This is a genomic window from Alloalcanivorax mobilis, assembly GCF_002864685.1.
Lineage (GTDB): Bacteria > Pseudomonadota > Gammaproteobacteria > Pseudomonadales > Alcanivoracaceae > Alloalcanivorax > Alloalcanivorax mobilis.
Genome location: NZ_NMQZ01000018.1, coordinates 92,265 through 109,947, shown reverse-complemented (window position 1 = coordinate 109,947; position 17,683 = coordinate 92,265). Strand labels below are relative to the sequence as shown.

Here is a 17,683-nt window from a genome sequence, read left to right as displayed (position 1 = left end):
CGCCCCGGCACCCCGGTCACCGCGATGGTCTGGCCCGGCAGCGCGCCATCGCGGCGCAGCGCCCGGCCCGGCGCCACCGCGCCGGTGGCCTGAATCGCGATGGCCAGCGGACCGCGCGTCATGTCGCCACCCACCAGCGCGATGCCGGCGTCATCGGCCAGCGCATACAGGCCGGCGGAAAACGCCGCCAGCCAGTCTTCGTCGGTGCGTGGCAAGGTCAGGGAAAGCAGGAACCACAACGGGCGGGCGCCCATGGCGGCGAGGTCCGAAAGGTTCACCGCCAGGCAACGGTAACCGATCTCACGGGCCGGCAGATCTTCGGGGAAATGCACCCCGGCCAGGCTGGTGTCCAGGGTCATCACCAGTTGCTCGCCGGGCGGCGGTTGCAGCAGGGCGCCGTCATCGCCGGGGCCAAGCACCACCCCGGCGGCGGCCGCGTCGGCGGCGCGCCGGAAGTAGTGCTTGATCAGAGCGAATTCATCCATGACGGCTTCCTGATCGTCAGGCCCGGCTCCGATTCACGGCCCGGAGGATTCGGGGTCGCTGTCCGCGCCCGGGTCGCCGTCCGGTGCGCTCCGGGAAGCCGGGCGGTGGGCGGCCTCGGCGCTGCGCAAGCGGCGCGCCAGCTTATCCAGCACGCCGTTGACGTACTTGAACGATTCTTCCGCGCCGAACACCTTGGCCAGCTCGATGCCCTCGTTGATGACCACCCGATAGGGCACGTCGATGCGCGATTTCAGCTCGAACGCGCCGATCCGCAGAATCGCCTTCTCCACCTGGGAAAGCTCCTCCACCCGGCGATCCAGAAACGGCCGCAGCGCCTCGTCCAGAGCGGTGACGTCGGCCGGTACGCCATGCAGCAAGGCGTGGAAGTAATCGCGGTCCACCTTTTTCATATCGTTGTCGGCCATAAACTGGGCCTCGATATCACTGAGCGCGGCACCGGCGAGCTGCCACTGGTACATGGCCTGCAGCGCATAGCGGCGCGCCTTGCGGCGAGCGGCGGGTGAGGAAGGAGAGGGAGAACTCATCAAAGCGCCTTGAACAACGAAACCATTTCCAGCGCGCAGAGCGCCGCCTCGGCGCCTTTGTTGCCGGCCTTGGTGCCACTGCGTTCAATGGCCTGCTCGATGGTGTCCACGGTGAGCACCCCGAACGCCACCGGCACGCCGGTGCTGTTCTGCACCGCGGCGATGCCCTTGGCGGCTTCACCGGCGACGAACTCGAAGTGGGCGGTGCCGCCACGGATCACCGCGCCCAGCGCCACCACCGCGTCGTAGTCGCGCTTTTCCAGCACTTTCTTCACCGCCACCGGCAGCTCCCAAGCGCCAGGCACGCGCACGATCTCGATGTCGTCACGGGACACACCATGGCGCACCAGGGTATCCACGGCGCCGTCGAGCAGGGCTTCCACCACGAAACTGTTGAAGCGGGCCACCACCAGGGCGTATCGGCCGCCCACATTGTTGAAGGTGCCTTCGAAGGTCTTGATATCGGTCATAAAGAACTCTTGATCCAGTGAGCCATCAGGCTGAAGGACACCCGGCCGGGCCGGGTCAGCGAGCGTAGTTTACCCGCTCGCGGCGGCGCTTTCCTGCCCAAATTGGCGGGCGGCGGCGTTCAACGCCGGTCCGCGCCCTGCTCCGCCTCGACGTATTCGACGATCTCCAGGCCAAAACCGGACAGCGCATTGAACTTCATCGGCGCGCTCAACAGGCGCATCTTGCGCACACCCAGTGCCTTGAGAATCTGCGAGCCAGTGCCGATGTTGCGATAGGCGCGCGATTCGCCCTTGCTGCGCGGGCTGGTGGTGGCACCGCCGAAAAACGCATCCAGGCGCTCCAGGGTGGGCGCGGAGTCTTCGTCCTGGCCGAGAATGATCACCACCCCGGTGTCCGCCTCGGCCACCGCTTCGAGCACGCGGTGCATGTTCCAGCCGGTGCGCCCGGCCAGCTTGGCGCTCATCAGGTCGCGCAGCGGGTCCACCTGATGCACGCGCACGGTGACTTCCTTGGTGTCGTCGATTTCGCCTTTCACCAGGGCCACGTGCACGTGGCCGTCCACGGTGTCGCGGAACGCCACCAGACGAAATTCGCCGTACCAGGTGTCCAGCGGGTGATCGGACACCTGCTCGATGGTCTGCTCGTTGAGCGCCCGGTACTGGATCAGATCGGCGATCGTGCCGATCTTCAAGTCGTGCTCGGCGGCGAACGTTTCCAGGTGCTCGCGGCGCGCCATGGAGCCGTCTTCGTTCATCACCTCGCAGATCACCCCGGCCGGTTCGCAGCCGGCCATCACCGCCAGATCGCAGGACGCCTCGGTATGGCCGGCGCGGCGCAACACGCCACCGGGCTCGGCCATCAGCGGAAAAATATGCCCCGGTTGCACGATGTCCGAGGCCTGCGCGTTACGCGCCGCCGCCGCTTGCACGGTGCGCGCCCGGTCGGCGGCGGAAATGCCGGTGGTGACCCCTTCACGCGCCTCGATGGACACGGTGAACTTGGTGCCGAAACCACTGCCGTTGCTCTGCACCATCAGCGGCAGTTTGAGCTGCTCACAGCGCTCCCGGGACATCGGCATGCAGATCAGCCCACGCCCGAACCGGGCCATGAAGTTGATCGCCTGCGGCGTCACATGCTCCGCGGCCATCACCAGATCGCCCTCGTTCTCACGATCCTCGTCGTCCATCAGGATCACCATCTTGCCCTGACGAATGTCCTCGATCAGTTCTTCAATGCTGTTGAGTTGCATGTCACTGCCTTTTTGCGTCGGACGTCCGACGTCTGACGTCAGACGCCTTTCAAAAACCCATGCTCGGCGAGAAACGCCATGGAAATGCCCTGCGCGCCGGGTTCGGCGGCGCGCTCGCCGAGCAGCAGCCGTTCCAGGTAGCGGGCAATGATATCAACTTCCAGGTTCACCGGCGTGCCCGGCTTCCAGTCCTGGATGGTGGTGACGTCCTGGGTATGGGGAATGATGTTCAGCGAGAACACCGCGCCATCCACGCTGTTCACGGTCAGGCTGATGCCGTCCACGGTGATCGAGCCCTTATGGGCGATGTAGCGCGCCAGCGCCGCCGGCGCCTCGATGTCGATGCGCACCGAGCGGGCGTCGGGCTGCATCGCCACCACTTTGCCCAGGCCATCCACATGGCCGCTGACCAGGTGGCCGCCCATACGCGTGGAGGGCGTCATCGCCTTCTCTAGGTTAACGCGGCTGCCACTCTTGAGCTGATTCAGCGAGGTCAGCGACAGGGTCTCGCCGGACACGTCGGCGGCGAATGTCGCGCCCCCCTCCAGCGCCGTCACGGTCAGACACACGCCGTTCACGGCGATCGAATCGCCCAGCTTTACATCGGAATAATCCAGCTCGTCGCTGTGGATGCGCAGCGTCACATCGCCACCGCTGGGCGTCAGCGCCGCCACCCGGCCCTGGGCCTCGATGATGCCTGTAAACATGGTATACCTCTGTGCGTCGGGGCCTGTGCCGCCGGGCCCGGTGTCATCGGGATGTCTCGATCCAAGCCCGGCACGCGAAGTGAGACCGCCGGGATAGCCCGGCGGGCGCCTGGGAAAGCGCGAATTCAGAGAGGGCAATAATAAACGCCTGGGGGGAATCCGTCCAAATAACGGCGAAGCGCGTGCGTGCAGCGTGCCAGCGTCAATCCAACGGCTCGCCAAAGCGGATCGCGTTGCCATAGGGGTCATCGACCTGCATTTCGTGCATGCCCCAGGGCTGGCGGGTGAGCGGAAACCGGAACGGTGCGCCCAATGCCTGCAAGGCATCGAACAGCGCTTCGATATGCCGCACCCGCAGGTAGCAACTGCTGGCACTGGCGATACGTCTTGCCTGCTGTTCGCTTTCGGCACGCCAGAAGTGCAGCTCGGCGTCGTCGCGCCGCACGATCAGATGGCCATGCTCGGGGAATTTGCCGATCACCTGAAAGCCCAGCCGGGTGACGAAAAAATCCGCGCTGGTTTCGATGTCGCCGGTCGGCAGCTGTGGAACGGCGGCGTCGAGACATGCGCGGGCGGGGCGGTTCTGCGCTTCGGTGTTAACGGGCGAAGACGAAGAACGGGCGCCCTCGAAACGGGGCAAGTGGTCGTCGATGCGCCACCAGTCGGCCTTTGACGCGACAAAAGCGTGGGACTCCGGACGCACGTCCAGCGGTTCGTTAAGCAGCCCGACCCGGATGCGAAACACACCGGGCGCATCGACATGCCGGCTGTAGACCGGCGAGCCGCATTGCGAACAGAAGGCCCGCCATTTCCCCGCCGAGGATTCAAATTCACGGATCAGATCGCGGCCACGCTCGAACAATAACGCCTCTTCCCGCACCGGCGTATTGGCGGCGAACGCGGAGCCCTGCGCCTTGCGGCACTGCCGGCAATGGCACACCTGAATCGGCGCCAGCGCGCCCACCACGCGAAATGCCACGTCGCCGCACAGGCAACTTCCAGTGTAGGTTTCCATACACGACGGCCTCCCGAATCCGATACCGTGGAAGGCCGTACTCTACCCAGTCGGGAGCGCCCCCGCCACACCCGGAATCGCGCTCAGGCGTTGCGACAATCAAAGACGTGTTTGGCCTTACCCTCGGAACGGGCCAGCACGCCCGGCTCATTGATTTCGATGGCGGTGCTGATGCCGATATGGGTCTTGATGCCGTGCTGAAGCTGTTTGGCCAGTTGCACGCGCACGTCGTCACCGACGGTGCCGGCTTCCATCTTCAGCTCCACCCGCACCCGCACGGTGTCCATGTTGCCGTCGCGCTCAATGTGAATTTCGTAATGGGGCGCCAGTGCCTCGATGTGCAGAATCTGCTCTTCCACCTGAGTGGGGAACACGTTCACCCCGCGGATGATCAGCATGTCGTCGCTGCGCCCGGTGATCTTGTCCATGCGCCGCATCGGCCGCGCGGTGCCGGGCAACAGGCGGGTCAGGTCGCGGGTGCGATAGCGCACCACCGGGAAGGCTTCCTTGGTGAGCGAGGTGAACACCAGCTCGCCGTACTCACCGTCGGGCAGCGCTTCACCGGTTTGCGGATTGATGATTTCCGGATAGAAGTGATCTTCCCACAGGGTCGGGCCATCCTTGGTTTCGATGCACTCCATGCCCACGCCCGGGCCCATCACCTCGGACAAGCCATAGATATCCAGCGCATGAATGCCCATGCGCTGTTCCAGCTCGGTGCGCATGGTGTCGGTCCAGGGCTCGGCGCCGAAGATACCCACCCGCAGGCTGGAGCCGCGCGGGTCGATGCCGCGCCGCTCCATCTCATCGGCGATGTTGAGCATGTACGACGGCGTCACCATGATGATGTCGGGCTCGAAATCCAGAATCAGTTGCACCTGTTTTTCGGTCTGCCCGCCGGACATGGGGATCACCGTGCAACCGAGCTTTTCCGCGCCGTAATGAGCGCCCAGCCCACCGGTAAACAAGCCATAGCCGTACGCCACGTGGATCTTGTCACCGCGGTGGCCGCCGCCGGCGCGAATCGATCGCGCCACCACGCTCGCCCAGTTGTCGATGTCGTTCTGTGTGTAGGCCACCACGGTGGGCTTGCCGGTGGTGCCGCTGGAGGCATGCACCCGCACCACGTCGCGCATCGGCGTGGCGACCATGCCAAACGGATAGTTGTCGCGCAGATCGCTTTTTATCGTAAACGGAAAATTCTTGATGTCTTCCAGGGTGCGAAGGTCGTAAGGGTGAACGCCCTTGTCGTCAAACGCTTTGCGATAAAACGGCACATTGTTGTAGGCGTGGGCCAGACTCCAGCGCATACGTTCAAGCTGCAGTTCGCGCAGCTGCTCAACGCTGCCGGTTTCGATGTCGTCCAAACGATGTTCGGTGTTTGCAGGCATGTTCATTTCCGCCTCTCTTTGTTTTGTTCTCTTCGCCAGCGCGTGAACGATTTCAATCACCACGCCACGCCGGCGGCTGCTCTATGCTCTTTTTTCCCGGCTGTGCGGTTGCATTCAGCCCGACTGAGCGCAGCCCGACTGATCGCAGCCCGACTGAATCACGGTGCCGCGCACCTGGTGGGATTTACCCCGGAACAAGGCCACCAATTCGCCGCGCTGGTTTTCCACGCGCACGTCGTAGACGCCGGTGCGCCCCTTGCGGGCCTGCTCGTCGGCGGTGGCGGTGAGCACATCACCGAGCTTGCCCGGCGCCACGTACTCGATCTGGCAGCCGGCGGCGACCGTGGCCAGGTCATAGGTGTTGCAGGCGAAGGCGAACGCGGAATCGGCCAAGGTGAAGATGTAGCCACCGTGGCAGGAGTCGTGGCCCTGGATCATCTCCTCACGAACCGGCATCTCCAGTTTCGCCCTACCCGGCCCGACCTCAAGGATTCGCATGCCCAGATGGCGGGTGGCAAGATCGCGCTCGTACATGGCGTCGGCACAGCGGCGCGCCAGTTGCTGGGCTTCGGACATGCTCACACTCCCGTCGCTCAACGGCCCTTGAAGGCCGGCGTGCGTTTTTCCATAAAGGCGCTCACGCCTTCTTTGTAGTCCTCGGTGCGGCCGGCCTGGCGCTGCAGGTCGCGCTCCAGATCCAGTTGCTCATCGAGGCTGTTGGCGGCGCTGGCATTGAGCGCCTGCTTGATCAGCGCCAGCCCCTGGGTGGGCTGCACGGCCAGGTGCTCGGCCAATTGGTTGGCGGTGTCCATCAAAGCGCTGTCGTCCACGCAACGCCAGATCAGCCCCCACTGCTCGGCCTGCTCGGCGCTTAATTTGTCCGCCAGCATCGCCAGCCCCTTGGCCCGGGCCATGCCGACCAAACGCGGCAGCTGCCAGGTGCCACCGGAATCCGGCACCAGACCGATCTTGGCGAACGCCTGGGTGAAGCTCGCCGAGCGTGCCGCGATCACCAGATCACAGGCCAGGGCGATGTTGGCGCCGGCGCCGGCCGCCACGCCATTGACCGCGCAGATCACCGGCATCGGCAGCGCGCTCAGGGTGCGGATCAGCGGGTTGTAGAAGGTCTCGATGGAGTAGCCCAGATCCGGCGCGTCGTCGCTCGGGGCCACGTTGCGGTCGGAGAGATCCTGGCCGGCGCAAAAGCCGCGACCGTTGGCGGTGAGCAGCAACACCCGGGCGCCGTTTTGTTGCAGCGAAGAGAGCGCCTCGCGCACTTCCCGATGCATCTGCTCGTTGAAGCTGTTCAGGCGATCCGGGCGGTTGAAGGCCAGGGTAGCGATGCCGTTGGCGTCCTGGCGGAATTCGATGGTTTCAAAGTCCATGCTGTGCAGTCCTGCTTCTTGGCTGGCTTGCTGGCGTGCCGGGGGCGTTCCAGGCGACCGCGCGGACGCCCGGCAGCGATCAATGTGACTTTGAGCATAGCCAAAATATGATACCAGTCAATACACAAAATCTTATTTTCAGTATCGAATCAGAATGCATAGAGCGCCAATCAGAAAACCATGCATCATTATTTTCTTTTATTTTCAATAAGTTAAGCAAATAGGCCCCTGACCTTCTTTCGTGTTACATAAAAAAGACCTGGCCCGACAGCAAAGCGTCATAAAGCCGGGAGCGACTCCGCCCTCAGTCCAGACCGCCGAACCGCTGATAGAACCCTTCACCCGGCTCCGGCAGCGGCCCCTCGGCGGTTTCGGCGTATTCGCCCAGCCATTCTTCCGCCCCGCGGTAGGCCAGGCGGTAGAGGTTACGGCAGAGCTGACGGGCGGCGCGGCCTTCCCAGTCAGAGGGCAACAACTCTTCCGGCAACAGCGGATCGCGCAGCATCAGTTTTCGGTATTCGTGGATCAACAGAACGCGGGCCAGAAAGCACTCACGGGGCTCCAGACGCTTGGCCTTTTTCATCTGATTCCACAGCGGCCGGAACTGCTCAAGGAACTCACGATAGCCCACCGAGAGCTGATCCAGATTCCAGGCTTCGCGCACCTGCAGGCGCAACGGCCGGGGTGCGAAACTCTCCTGATTGCGGGTCTCGAAAATGATCGCGTCGTCCAGGGCGTTGATCTCCTGAAGCGTGGCGTTGAGCTCGGCGCGCTCCAGCCCAGGATGCGCCAGCACGGTGGGGGAAAAACCGCCAAACCCCATGTGCTCCAGCTCCTGGCGCGCCTCGCCGCGCAGCTCGGCGGAAAGCTGATTGAGCACCACCAGCGTCCAGGCGCCGTCCCAGGCCGGCTGGCTGGCGGCATAGACGCGCTTGAAGGCTTTCTCGAACTGACGGCGGCCAGCGGCGGTCAGGCCGTAATAGCTGCGCCGGCCGACTTTCTCGGCCATCAACCAGCCTTCACGGGTGAGCCGGAACACCGAGGTGCGCACCAGCCGCTGGTTGATGCCCATCGGCTCCAGCAGCTCAATCAGACTGCCCAGCCAGATGGTACCGCCGCGCGGCACGATGGCGTCGCCAAACAGGGTGATGATCAGGGAGCCGGTGCGCAGGGGGCGGCGCTGCTGAAAACGCTCGATCAGCAGCCCCAATTGATCGCATTGCAGGTCCACGCCTTATTCCTTTTGCAGAGTTCCTGAAGAAAGGTGCCGGTTCAAATCCGGGCGCTTTCAGGCGAAACATACTACCAAATGGGTTTTCGCCATGACACGCACAAAACACAACAAACCCGCCAAAACGGGGACTTACGTCGCTCCGTCAATATTTATGACACATTATATGTTTAGTTGACATATTTACCGTATCGCTTTATACCTTGCCTCGATAGAACGCTGCGCACCACACGCGCCGTGCCGCCGCCACCGGCCCGGGCCTTTGCTTTTTTCGCACCGCGCGGTGGCGCCAAACAATAAAAACGCCCTACCGGGGCATGACGCCAAAGGTGTAACCATGAAAAGAATAGTGAAACACTTCTCCTCGGCGGCGCTGCTCTGCCTGTGCGCCTTCACCGGCGCCGCTCAGGCCGCCGACACCATCCGCATCGGCTCCTTTCTTTCGGTCACCGGCCCGGCCGCCTTCCTCGGCGACCCGGAGCTTAAGACCCTGGAGCTGTACATCGAACAACTCAACGACAACGGCGGCCTGCTCGGCAAGAAAGTGGAGCTGGTGCACTATGACGACGCCGGCGACGCCTCCAAGGCGCGCACTTTCGTGACCCGCCTGCTGCGCCAGGACAAGGTCGATCTGATCATCGGCGGCAGCACCACTGGCGCCACCATGGCGGCGGTGCCGGTGATCGAACAAGCGAAGATTCCATTTATCTCCCTGGCCGGCGCGGAGACCATCTCCACCCCGGTGAAGAAGTGGGTGTTCAAGATGCCGCAATCCGATCGTCAGGCCGCGCGGCGCGTGCTCACCGATATGAAAGAGCGGGGTTTCAGCAAAATCGGCCTGATCTCCGGCACCGGCGGCTTTGGCGCTTCCGGCCGCAATGTGACCCTGGAAGAAGCCAACAAGATGGGCATCGACGTGGTCGCCGACGAGACCTACAACCCCAAGGACACCGACGTCACCGCTCAACTGACCCGCATCCGCAACACCGACGGCGTGCAAGCGGTGCTGAATTTCGATTTCGGCCAGGGGCCGGCGATCGTCACCAAGAACTACAAGCAATTGGGGATTGAACTGCCGTTTTATCAGTCCCACGGTGTCGCCTCGGACAGCTTCCTGAAACTGGCCGGCGACTCCGCCGAAGGCCTGCGCCTGCCCGCCACCGCCCTGTTGGTGGCCAACACCATCGCCGACAGCGATCCGCAGCACGACGTGGTCACCCATTACAAAAAAGCCTACGAAGAACGCTACCAGGGCTCGGTCTCCACCTTCGGCGGCTACGCTTACGACGGTCTGCAACTGGCGGTGCGCGCGGTCAAAAAAGCCGGCTCCACCGACCCGGCCAAGGTGCGCGATGCTCTGGAAAGCATTCAGGGCTACGTGGGCGTCACCGGCACCTACAACCTGAGCGCCCAGGATCACATGGGCCTTTCCTACGATTCCTTCCGCATTCTCGAAGTGAAGGATGGCCACTGGGCGCTGGCGCAATAACGCCCGCGCCGATCCGCCTCGGCCCGCGCTGCCACCGGCGGCCCGAGGCGCCCCTTCGCCGCTTACCGACCAGCCAGGCACTCTCATGCTAAGCGAGTTTTTCCAGTTCACTTTTTCCGGGGTCACCCTGGGCGCGATCTACGCTCTGGTCGCCCTCGGCTTCACCCTGATCTACAACGCCAGCCACGTGATCAACTTCGCCCAGGGCGAATTCCTGATGATCGGCGGCATGGGCACGGTGGTGTTGCTGGAGGCGGGCGCGCCCTTGCCACTGGCGATGCTCGGCGCCCTGTTGCTGGCCGGCGTGGCCGGCGTGGTGCTCTACAAGCTGGCCATCGCGCCGGCCAAAAAAGCGAACGTGGTGACGCTGATCATCATCACCATCGGCGCATCGATTTTTCTGCGCGGGCTGGCGCAGTTTTTTTGGGGCAAGCAATACCATGCCCTGCCACGCTTCAGCGCCACCGAATCGATCAGCGTGGGCGGCGCCACCCTGCTTACCCAAAGCCTGTGGGTGCTGGGCATCGCCGTGGTGCTGGTGGTGGCGCTGGCGCTGTTCTTCAATCGCAGCCGGCTCGGCAAGGCGATTCTCGCCACCTCCATGAATAAAGACGCCGCCCGGCTGGCCGGCATCAAGACGCAAACCATCCTCACCCTGGCCTTCGGCATCTCCGCGCTGCTCGGCGCGGTGGCCGGCGTGATCGTGGCGCCGATCACCTTCACCGCCTACGACGTCGGCATCATGCTCGGCCTGAAAGGCTTCGTGGCCGCCGCCATTGGCGGGCTCGGCAGCAGCACCGGGGCGATTGTCGGCGGCCTGCTGCTGGGCCTCAGCGAAGCCTACACCGCCGGCTACATTTCCTCGGATTACAAAGACGCGGTGCCCTTCGTGATCATTCTCGCCATTCTGTTTTTCCTGCCCAACGGCCTGTTCGGCAGCCGCGCCGTGGAGCGCGTGTAATGAAAACGCCGTTCCTGCGCTCACCCTACGCTGGCCTGTTGCTGCTCGCCCTGGTGCTGGCTTTGATGCCGTTTCTGGTGCGCAACGATTTCCACTACGACCTGCTCACCAAGATCTGCCTGACCGCCACCGTGGCGGTGGGGCTCAACCTGCTGGTCGGCTACGCCGGCCAGGTCAGCCTGGGCCATGCCGCCTTTTACGCCGGCGGCGCCTACGCCAGCGCCATTCTCACCAGCCAGTATCAGATCACGCCGTTGCCGGCGATGCTGATCGCCGCCGCCGGCGTGGGCGTGATCGCCTGGCTGGTGGGCCGGCCGATCCTGCACCTGAAAGGCCATTATTTGTCGATGGCAACGCTCGGCCTGGGGGTGATCGCCGCCATCGTGCTCAACAACGAAGACCAGCTCACCGGGGGCCCCGACGGCATCGGCCTGCCGCCGCTGTCGCTGCTCGGCCATGAGCTCAGCGTGTTCGGCGAATACCCGTTCGCCGGGCTAACACTGACCGGGGTGGAGCTGTGGTACCTGCTCGCCGCGGCCGTGTTGCTGCTCGCCGTGTTACTGGCGCTGAACATCATCGACTCGCCGCTGGGCCGGGCGCTGCGCGCCCTGCATGGCTCCGAGATCGCCGCCCAGGTGGCCGGCGTCGACACCGCCCGATTCAAGCTGCGCGTGTTCGTGATCTCCGCCGTCTACGCCAGCGTCGCCGGCAGCCTGTATGGTCATTACAGCGGCTTTATCACGCCGGGCATCGCCTCGTTCGAACACTCCATCGAGCTGATCACCATTGTCGTGCTCGGCGGCATGGCCTCCACCTTCGGCGTCATCATCGGCGCGGTGATTCTGGTGTTGATTCCGCAATTCCTCACCGATTTTCAGGAACTGGAAATGGTGGTGTTCGGCGCCATCCTGATGGCGGTGATGATCTTCCTGCCGCGCGGTCTGCTGCCCACCCTGCTCAGCCGCTTCCAGCGAGGTGCCCGATGAGCGCTCTGCTTTCCGTGAATGCCCTGAGCAAGGAATTCGGTGGCGTGCACGCCATCGAGGATCTTTCCTTCGAAGTCGCCCGTGGCGATGTGCACGCCATCATCGGCCCCAACGGCGCCGGCAAAACCACCCTGTTCAATCTGGTCACCGGGCTTTATCAACCGAGCGCCGGCGGCGTGCGGCTGAATGGCCAGGACATCACCGGCCGCCAGCCGCACAAGCTGTGCGAAATGGGCATGGCGCGCACCTTCCAGAATCTGCAGATCTGCATGAACATGAGCGCCGTGGAAAACGTCATGCTTGGCCGCCACCGGCACTTGGGCTCCGGCGCGCTGTCGGCGATGCTGCGCCTGCCCGGCCAGCGCCGCGCCGACCGCGCCTGCCGTCAGCAGTGCCGTGAATTGATGGAATTCGTCGGCTGCGGCGCCTATCTGGAACACGCCGCCTCGGCGATGCCCTATGGCGCCCTCAAACGCCTGGAGATCGCCCGCGCCCTGGCCGCCGAACCGGACATCCTGCTGCTCGACGAACCGGCCGCCGGCCTCAACGCCACCGAGACCGGCGCCCTGCGTGACGTGATCCAGCGCATCGCCGAGAAGGGCATCACCGTGGTTCTGGTGGAGCACGACATGAAACTGGTGATGAGCGTTTCCGACCGCCTGCTGGTGATCAGCTACGGCCGCAAACTGGCCGAAGGCACCCCCAGCGAAATCCGCGAGCACCCGGAAGTGATCGCCGCTTACCTGGGTGGTGGCGCCAACAACAAGCAAGAGGTGCCCGCATGACCTCCGCCGCTCCCTTCAACGCCCTCCCCGACACGCCCAATCTGCTTGAGCTGTCAGGCATCACCACCGCCTACGGCCGCATCGAAGTGCTGCATGGCCTGGAGCTGCGCATCGGCGCCGGCGAAACGGTGGCGCTGGTGGGCGCCAACGGCGCCGGTAAGAGCACCCTGCTGCGGGTGATCTCCGGTCTGCAACCGGCCAGCGGCGCGCTGCGGTTCGACGGCGCCGACCTGGCCCGCACCGACGCCGCCGAACGGGTGCGCCGGGGCATCGTGCAGGTGCCCGAAGGCCGGCAGGTGTTCACCGGCTTGTCGGTGGAAGACAACCTGCTGCTCGGCGCCTATACCCGCCGCGACAAAAAAGCGATTCAGCAAGACCTGGAAAAACAATACCAGCGCTTTCCCATTCTCAAGGACAAGCGCCGCCTGCCCGCCGGCACGCTGTCCGGTGGCCAGCAGCAGATGCTGGCGATGGGCCGCGCGCTGATGGCGCGCCCGCGCCTGCTGCTGCTGGATGAACCCAGCATGGGCCTGGCGCCGCTGATCATCGAACAGATCTTCGCCATCGTTGGCGAACTCAAACAGGAAGGCATCACCCTGTTCGTGGTCGAACAGAACGCCGCCGAAGCCCTGGCCGTGGCGGACCGGGGCTATGTGCTGGAGACCGGGTCGATCGTTGCAGAGGGGCATGGCCAGGCGTTACTGGACAACGACAGCGTCAAGGCCGCCTACCTGGGCGGCTGACTCCGCACAACAGGTTCGAGCCGTTTACGGATGCCGCGCTTAGAAAGGTCCATTGCCGGCAAGGAAAAGAAGTGGGGCGCTACTGGCAAAGTGTTTTATTATCGAAACATCGTTTTGGGGTATCAATAAAATACTGGGGGACAATCCATGCTTCGCAATCATCGCCTGCTACTGGGCGGCGGCCTCGTTGTGCTTATCGCCGGCTGCAAATACGAACTGCCCGACACCAACCTCGTGCTGGGCAGCGACACCAGCTTCACGATTACCAGAGCCATGGCGGACAGCGCCTCTTTTCCTGGCTCAGGCAACTTTAACCCTGCCAGTTGCATTTCGCTGCCCAACGGCTGGTCCGTGGTGCCGCAGGCCACCATCGACAACAGCACCCATGATGCGCCCGTGGTACAGATCACGGACCAAACAGCAAGCGCGGATCGGCTGCAAACCGACCTACCTGTTAGTGGCCACGTCTGGCGCTGTTATTCGGCTTATGACACCGATCAGCCCCTGGGCACGCTGCCCAGCGGCGAGGTGACTTATACCATCACACCGACAACTTTCACTGGTCCCGTGCGTGTAATGACCACGCTGGGCAACTCTGTAAGCAACATCGGCGGCGCTCTTGCCGCGCAAACGATCTACGCGGATGCACTGCCGGAGACCCACGCCCCCCACAGGCTGGCCGTGGACGGCGACCTTATCTACAACAACGTTACTCTGGGCAGCCAGACCCTTAGCTCAATAGTGTTCAACAGCAAGCTGATCGCCACCGGCGTGCCCGGTGTCGGTGCCGGAGTGACTGTCCTCACCCCCCAAGACCAGGCAGCCACCTTGCGGGCGGCTGTTTATCCGAATAGCGCCACCAACTTTTCGGCGCCGGCGGAGGGCGACGGTCGGGCCGCGGTCGCGGTCACGAACCAGGACGGTTCGGTGAATATCTTCAGCAGCGCCGATGGCGATCAGTGGACCACCAGTGCCACCGGCGTCACGCTGGCGAACATCAATACCCGCGCCGCGCTGTCCTTCGATCCCGAGAACAATCGGTGGATATTGTTGGACACCCAGGCGCCGCGCGCCTATTTCCTCTCCAACGCAGCCGACAATCGCTTCACCATGGACATCGACAATCCTGGCCCGGCTCCGGCGCTGGCCTTATCCACTCTGGAAAATGTCTCAGGCGACAGCGCGCTGCCGGCGTTGGTCGGCATTAACGGCGAGGGTCTGGTACTGGCCCGCCTGGTCGGCGATCAATGGCAATACGACCTGCTCAGCTCCACGCTGATTCAAATTAGCGCCCTGGTGGGGCGAATCGAAGACGGCACCTTGTATCTGGCAATGACAGACAACGACAGTGCGCAATCCGCCTTCTACCGCCACCAGATCGGTAGCAATGATGAGCTGCTGCCAGTCGCTACGCTCCCCTTGTTCAACAACGCCAATGACCTGCTTCGCAGCGGCGACAAGCTGCTCCTGGCCACCAGCGTGGGCATAGCGATCAGCGCCGATGACGGCGACACCTGGCACTCTTTGCTCGACGCCGGCGCCCTGCCAACCTTCCAGGAGACGCAGGGCTGGGCCATACAGGAAACGCGCATCAACGCCATTCAAGACAACACTGTCCTCGCCACCATCAAGCTCTATGGGGCGGGAGGCATATACGGCACTGTGCAAACCCAGACGCTAATGGATCTGTCCGATGCCGGCATCAGCCTGATCAGCGGCACGCTCAATGGCGGCCTGCATAGCGACCCGTCTACTCCGGCCACGGTCTGGAGCGACTTGGGGCGAATCGGCAATACACAGTATCGGGTGGCGTTCAAAATGGACGGCAGTCCGGCAGTGGAAGCACTGTCGTTGGATTCCGCTGATTCTCAGGGCGGAGACGATGGCGGCAATGGCAATGGCGACGGCGACGGCGACGGCGACGGCGACGACGAAGGAACCTCCGGTAGCGGTGGTGGCGGCTCCCTGCCGCTGGCCGTGATCGGCGGTCTTCTACTGGCCGCTCTGCGCCGGCGTGCGGCCGCCTGAGCGTTCCGTCGGGCCCGTTTTGGCGGGCCCGGCTTCTCCAGCACTTGATAGGGCGTGGGATGCATTACCCAGCGAGTAGCCGAGCGCGCCAAGCACCACACACACGCGGACATATCGCGGCGGCCAGATAACCACACCACGGCAACCCATGGGCTTCGCGAACCCGTTCCGCCTTATCCAGCAGCTCGCGCTAAACCATACGAATCCACCCCGAGGAAAGCCGCCGGTCCGGGCGGATAAGCCCTAAGCACTACCAGTGCCCCACCATGCGGCCAACCATGTTCCGTGCCGGCACCATGCCCCAGTAGCGGCTGTCGTTGGCGTTGTCGCGGTTGTCGCCCACCATGAAGTAGTGGCCTTGCGGCACGGTGACATCGACCTCGCGCCCAGGGCTCCAATCCGCCAGATAGAGCACCGTGTAGGAATGGCCGCCGAGGGTCTCCCGGTAGCGCTGGCCGCCCTGTTTGTCGGTGGCCACCGGGGTGCCGTTGATCACCCATTGCTTATCGGAAAAACGTAGACGATCACCGGGCAGGCCGATCACCCGCTCAATGAACAGGGTGTCGGGTTGCCGGGGCGGGATCAGTACGAACACCTCTCCGCGTTGCGGCTGATCGGCGCCGAGCTTGGAAATCAGCACGTGATCGCCGGGCTCCAGAGTCGGTGACATGGACGCCGAGGGGATGCTGAAGTAGTCAACCACAAAGCCGCGCACCAGCAGCAGCACGCCGACCAGCACCAACGGAATCGCCAGCGCGCCCCACCAGCGATTGAACCAGCGGCGCGGCGCCCAGGCCGGCGCCTTACCGGCCACGCGGAACGCGTGCACGGCGCCGGCCAGCGCCACCAATAAGCCAACGCCGGCGGGGTAACCCCGCGCCAGCAGCGCGTTGTCGAGCAGTGTCACCAGCACCACCACCAGCAGATAGAACAGCGCCCAGCGCCCGCGCGACAAATACAGAAAAGCCAGCGGCGGCAGAAAAAAACCGACCACTCCGGCAAACCAGCGGTTTGGCATGCGTCACCTTTTTATTGACCAGCGGCGACTATAGAAACCCCATCAGGCCACGTCCAGGGCAGCGCCAGACGCTTGGCACCAGACGCCGGCCCCGATCATCTCCACACCCGGGCCTTAGCTTTAGTTTTAGCGTGCTGCGTGCCGCGTGTTGCGTGCAAGCGCTTCACCCACCCATCAAGCGCCGATCACATCACTGAAAAACGCGTCCGCCACCGGCGTCAGATGCCGCGCGCGCGGATGCGTGATGCACCAGGAGCGCTTCAATGGCAGCCCATCCACCGGCAGCACCGCCAACTCACCGCTGGCCAGTTCACGCTGGCAGGCGTCGGCGGGCAACACCGCCAGCCCCAAGCCGGCGATCACGCCCGCCTTGATCGCCTCCAACGCGCCCAGTTGCTGCTGGTGCGTCAGCCGCACGCCCTGTGCCTGACAATGGTGTTCGAATACCTGGCGAGTGCCGGAGCCGGGCTCGCGCACCAGCAGCGTGTGTCGCACGAACCGCGCCAGCGGCACGCTGTCCGCGCCCAGCAGCGGGTGCCCCGCCGGTGCCACCGCAATCAGCCGGTTTTCCCGGAACGGCACAAAGCGCAGGCTGCGGTCGTCCGGCATTTGCCCCATCACCACCAGGTCATAGCGGCTTTCGCGCAGGCTCTTCAGCGCCTCGCCGTAATTCAGCACGTGCAGCGTCACCGCCACGGCGGGGTGGCGGGCGCAGAAGGCGGCGATGCGCCCGGGCATGAAATACTGGGCGCTGCTTTCGATGGCCAGGCTCAGGGTGCCCTGCATCACACCCCGCAATTCGGCGATCTCCATTTCCAGATGCACCAGCCGTTGCATCAGATCCTCGCCGGCACGGCGCATGGCCACCCCGGCGGGCGTCAACGAAAGCCGCTTGCCGACATAATCGAACAGCGGCTCGCCGATCAGTTCCTCCACGTTGCGCACCTGGGCACTCACCGCCGGCTGAGTCAACGCCAGCTCATCGGCGGCCCGGGAATAGCTTTCCCGCTGACAAACGGTCAGGAAGATGCGCAATTGGCGCAGCGTCAGACGGTTAAGATAGGCAGTATTCATAGTGCCTGTATAGTATGCATGCGCTCACTCATAAGCAATTGCTTATGGTTCATCATAGAAATATCAATTTCTTTGCTCAGGTCTTCTGCCGTTACCGTGCCAGACATTCAGCGGCGAAC

The 17,683-nt window shown here is 63.8% G+C and carries 18 protein-coding genes; 6 read left to right on the top strand and 12 right to left on the bottom strand.

All coding sequences use genetic code 11. From position 1 onward, the window contains the following. The 10 genes from CGS25_RS10905 to paaX form a co-directional block, all read right to left on the bottom strand. The coding region (locus CGS25_RS10905; protein ID WP_232802364.1) for a thiamine-phosphate kinase at nt 1-485 on the bottom strand (485 nt) is incomplete at its 3' end. Between the two features lie 33 nt (nt 486-518). Then, nucleotides 519-1,031, bottom strand: coding sequence for a transcription antitermination factor NusB (gene nusB / locus CGS25_RS10900; RefSeq protein WP_101675470.1), 513 nt, complete (start codon nt 1,029-1,031; stop codon nt 519-521). Next, nucleotides 1,031-1,501, bottom strand: a complete 471-nt coding sequence (ribH, locus tag CGS25_RS10895; protein ID WP_089033424.1) for a 6,7-dimethyl-8-ribityllumazine synthase — start codon at nt 1,499-1,501, stop codon at nt 1,031-1,033. Before ribH ends, nusB begins: the two co-directional genes overlap by 1 nt. Before the next feature lie 119 nt (nt 1,502-1,620). After that, nucleotides 1,621-2,751, bottom strand: a complete 1,131-nt coding sequence (ribBA, locus tag CGS25_RS10890) for a bifunctional 3,4-dihydroxy-2-butanone-4-phosphate synthase/GTP cyclohydrolase II (protein ID WP_089033425.1) — start codon at nt 2,749-2,751, stop codon at nt 1,621-1,623. A 38-nt stretch (nt 2,752-2,789) separates the two neighbouring features. Continuing rightward, on the bottom strand, nt 2,790-3,458 hold the full coding sequence (locus CGS25_RS10885) for a riboflavin synthase (RefSeq protein WP_101675469.1): 669 nt from the start codon (nt 3,456-3,458) through the stop codon (nt 2,790-2,792). Nucleotides 3,459-3,660: 202 nt separating this feature from the next. Beyond that, the gene (locus CGS25_RS19125) at nt 3,661-4,473 is read right to left on the bottom strand and encodes a GFA family protein (protein WP_198588760.1); all 813 of its coding nucleotides are present in this window, start codon (nt 4,471-4,473) and stop codon (nt 3,661-3,663) included. An 83-nt stretch (nt 4,474-4,556) separates the two neighbouring features. Next, a complete protein-coding gene (paaK, locus tag CGS25_RS10875; RefSeq protein WP_101675468.1) occupies nt 4,557-5,870 on the bottom strand; it encodes a phenylacetate--CoA ligase PaaK in 1,314 nt (437 codons plus the stop codon). Nucleotides 5,871-5,978: 108 nt separating this feature from the next. Next, entirely contained in the window at nt 5,979-6,440 is a 462-nt protein-coding gene (gene paaI / locus CGS25_RS10870; RefSeq protein WP_101675467.1) for a hydroxyphenylacetyl-CoA thioesterase PaaI, read from the bottom strand. 17 nt (nt 6,441-6,457) lie between these two features. Further along, the gene (gene paaG, locus CGS25_RS10865; protein WP_089033429.1) at nt 6,458-7,249 is read right to left on the bottom strand and encodes a 2-(1,2-epoxy-1,2-dihydrophenyl)acetyl-CoA isomerase PaaG; all 792 of its coding nucleotides are present in this window, start codon (nt 7,247-7,249) and stop codon (nt 6,458-6,460) included. Nucleotides 7,250-7,553: 304 nt separating this feature from the next. Continuing rightward, nucleotides 7,554-8,480 (bottom strand): phenylacetic acid degradation operon negative regulatory protein PaaX, encoded by a 927-nt coding sequence (gene paaX, locus CGS25_RS10860; protein ID WP_101675466.1) that lies wholly within the window; start codon nt 8,478-8,480, stop codon nt 7,554-7,556. 337 nt (nt 8,481-8,817) lie between these two features. Between paaX and CGS25_RS10855 the strand changes: the two genes are divergently transcribed. From CGS25_RS10855 to CGS25_RS10830, 6 genes are all read left to right on the top strand, one after another. Then, entirely contained in the window at nt 8,818-9,969 is a 1,152-nt protein-coding gene (locus CGS25_RS10855; protein WP_089033431.1) for an ABC transporter substrate-binding protein, read from the top strand. Between the two features lie 85 nt (nt 9,970-10,054). Then, on the top strand, nt 10,055-10,930 hold the full coding sequence (locus CGS25_RS10850) for a branched-chain amino acid ABC transporter permease (protein WP_101675465.1): 876 nt from the start codon (nt 10,055-10,057) through the stop codon (nt 10,928-10,930). Then, nucleotides 10,930-11,916 carry a branched-chain amino acid ABC transporter permease gene (locus CGS25_RS10845; protein WP_089033433.1) on the top strand — a complete coding sequence of 329 codons (987 nt, stop codon included), beginning with the start codon at nt 10,930-10,932 and terminating at the stop codon, nt 11,914-11,916. The genes CGS25_RS10850 and CGS25_RS10845 overlap by 1 nt, the downstream gene beginning before the upstream one ends. Continuing rightward, entirely contained in the window at nt 11,913-12,701 is a 789-nt protein-coding gene (locus tag CGS25_RS10840; protein ID WP_089033434.1) for an ABC transporter ATP-binding protein, read from the top strand. Before CGS25_RS10845 ends, CGS25_RS10840 begins: the two co-directional genes overlap by 4 nt. Next, a complete protein-coding gene (locus CGS25_RS10835; protein WP_089033435.1) occupies nt 12,698-13,444 on the top strand; it encodes an ABC transporter ATP-binding protein in 747 nt (248 codons plus the stop codon). Before CGS25_RS10840 ends, CGS25_RS10835 begins: the two co-directional genes overlap by 4 nt. A 147-nt stretch (nt 13,445-13,591) precedes the next feature. Then, the gene (locus tag CGS25_RS10830) at nt 13,592-15,472 is read left to right on the top strand and encodes a hypothetical protein (RefSeq protein ID WP_101675464.1); all 1,881 of its coding nucleotides are present in this window, start codon (nt 13,592-13,594) and stop codon (nt 15,470-15,472) included. Between the two features lie 250 nt (nt 15,473-15,722). Here the strand turns inward: CGS25_RS10830 and lepB are convergent, their stop codons facing one another. Both lepB and CGS25_RS10820 read right to left on the bottom strand, forming a co-directional pair. Then, entirely contained in the window at nt 15,723-16,490 is a 768-nt protein-coding gene (lepB, locus tag CGS25_RS10825; RefSeq protein WP_101675463.1) for a signal peptidase I, read from the bottom strand. Between the two features lie 174 nt (nt 16,491-16,664). Continuing rightward, nucleotides 16,665-17,564, bottom strand: coding sequence for a LysR family transcriptional regulator (locus CGS25_RS10820; protein WP_101675462.1), 900 nt, complete (start codon nt 17,562-17,564; stop codon nt 16,665-16,667). Nucleotides 17,565-17,683: the final 119 nt, after the last annotated feature.

Coding starts and splice junctions, on each gene's coding strand:
- nusB (WP_101675470.1), bottom strand. CDS start 1,031: ATGAGTTCTCCCTCTCCTTCCTCACCCGCCGCTCGCCGCAAGGCGCGC.
- ribH (WP_089033424.1), bottom strand. CDS start 1,501: ATGACCGATATCAAGACCTTCGAAGGCACCTTCAACAATGTGGGCGGC.
- ribBA (WP_089033425.1), bottom strand. CDS start 2,751: ATGCAACTCAACAGCATTGAAGAACTGATCGAGGACATTCGTCAGGGC.
- CGS25_RS10885 (WP_101675469.1), bottom strand. CDS start 3,458: ATGTTTACAGGCATCATCGAGGCCCAGGGCCGGGTGGCGGCGCTGACG.
- CGS25_RS19125 (WP_198588760.1), bottom strand. CDS start 4,473: ATGGAAACCTACACTGGAAGTTGCCTGTGCGGCGACGTGGCATTTCGC.
- paaK (WP_101675468.1), bottom strand. CDS start 5,870: ATGAACATGCCTGCAAACACCGAACATCGTTTGGACGACATCGAAACC.
- paaI (WP_101675467.1), bottom strand. CDS start 6,440: ATGTCCGAAGCCCAGCAACTGGCGCGCCGCTGTGCCGACGCCATGTAC.
- paaG (WP_089033429.1), bottom strand. CDS start 7,249: ATGGACTTTGAAACCATCGAATTCCGCCAGGACGCCAACGGCATCGCT.
- CGS25_RS10855 (WP_089033431.1), top strand. CDS start 8,818: ATGAAAAGAATAGTGAAACACTTCTCCTCGGCGGCGCTGCTCTGCCTG.
- CGS25_RS10850 (WP_101675465.1), top strand. CDS start 10,055: ATGCTAAGCGAGTTTTTCCAGTTCACTTTTTCCGGGGTCACCCTGGGC.
- CGS25_RS10845 (WP_089033433.1), top strand. CDS start 10,930: ATGAAAACGCCGTTCCTGCGCTCACCCTACGCTGGCCTGTTGCTGCTC.
- CGS25_RS10840 (WP_089033434.1), top strand. CDS start 11,913: ATGAGCGCTCTGCTTTCCGTGAATGCCCTGAGCAAGGAATTCGGTGGC.
- CGS25_RS10835 (WP_089033435.1), top strand. CDS start 12,698: ATGACCTCCGCCGCTCCCTTCAACGCCCTCCCCGACACGCCCAATCTG.
- CGS25_RS10830 (WP_101675464.1), top strand. CDS start 13,592: ATGCTTCGCAATCATCGCCTGCTACTGGGCGGCGGCCTCGTTGTGCTT.
- lepB (WP_101675463.1), bottom strand. CDS start 16,490: ATGCCAAACCGCTGGTTTGCCGGAGTGGTCGGTTTTTTTCTGCCGCCG.
- CGS25_RS10820 (WP_101675462.1), bottom strand. CDS start 17,564: ATGAATACTGCCTATCTTAACCGTCTGACGCTGCGCCAATTGCGCATC.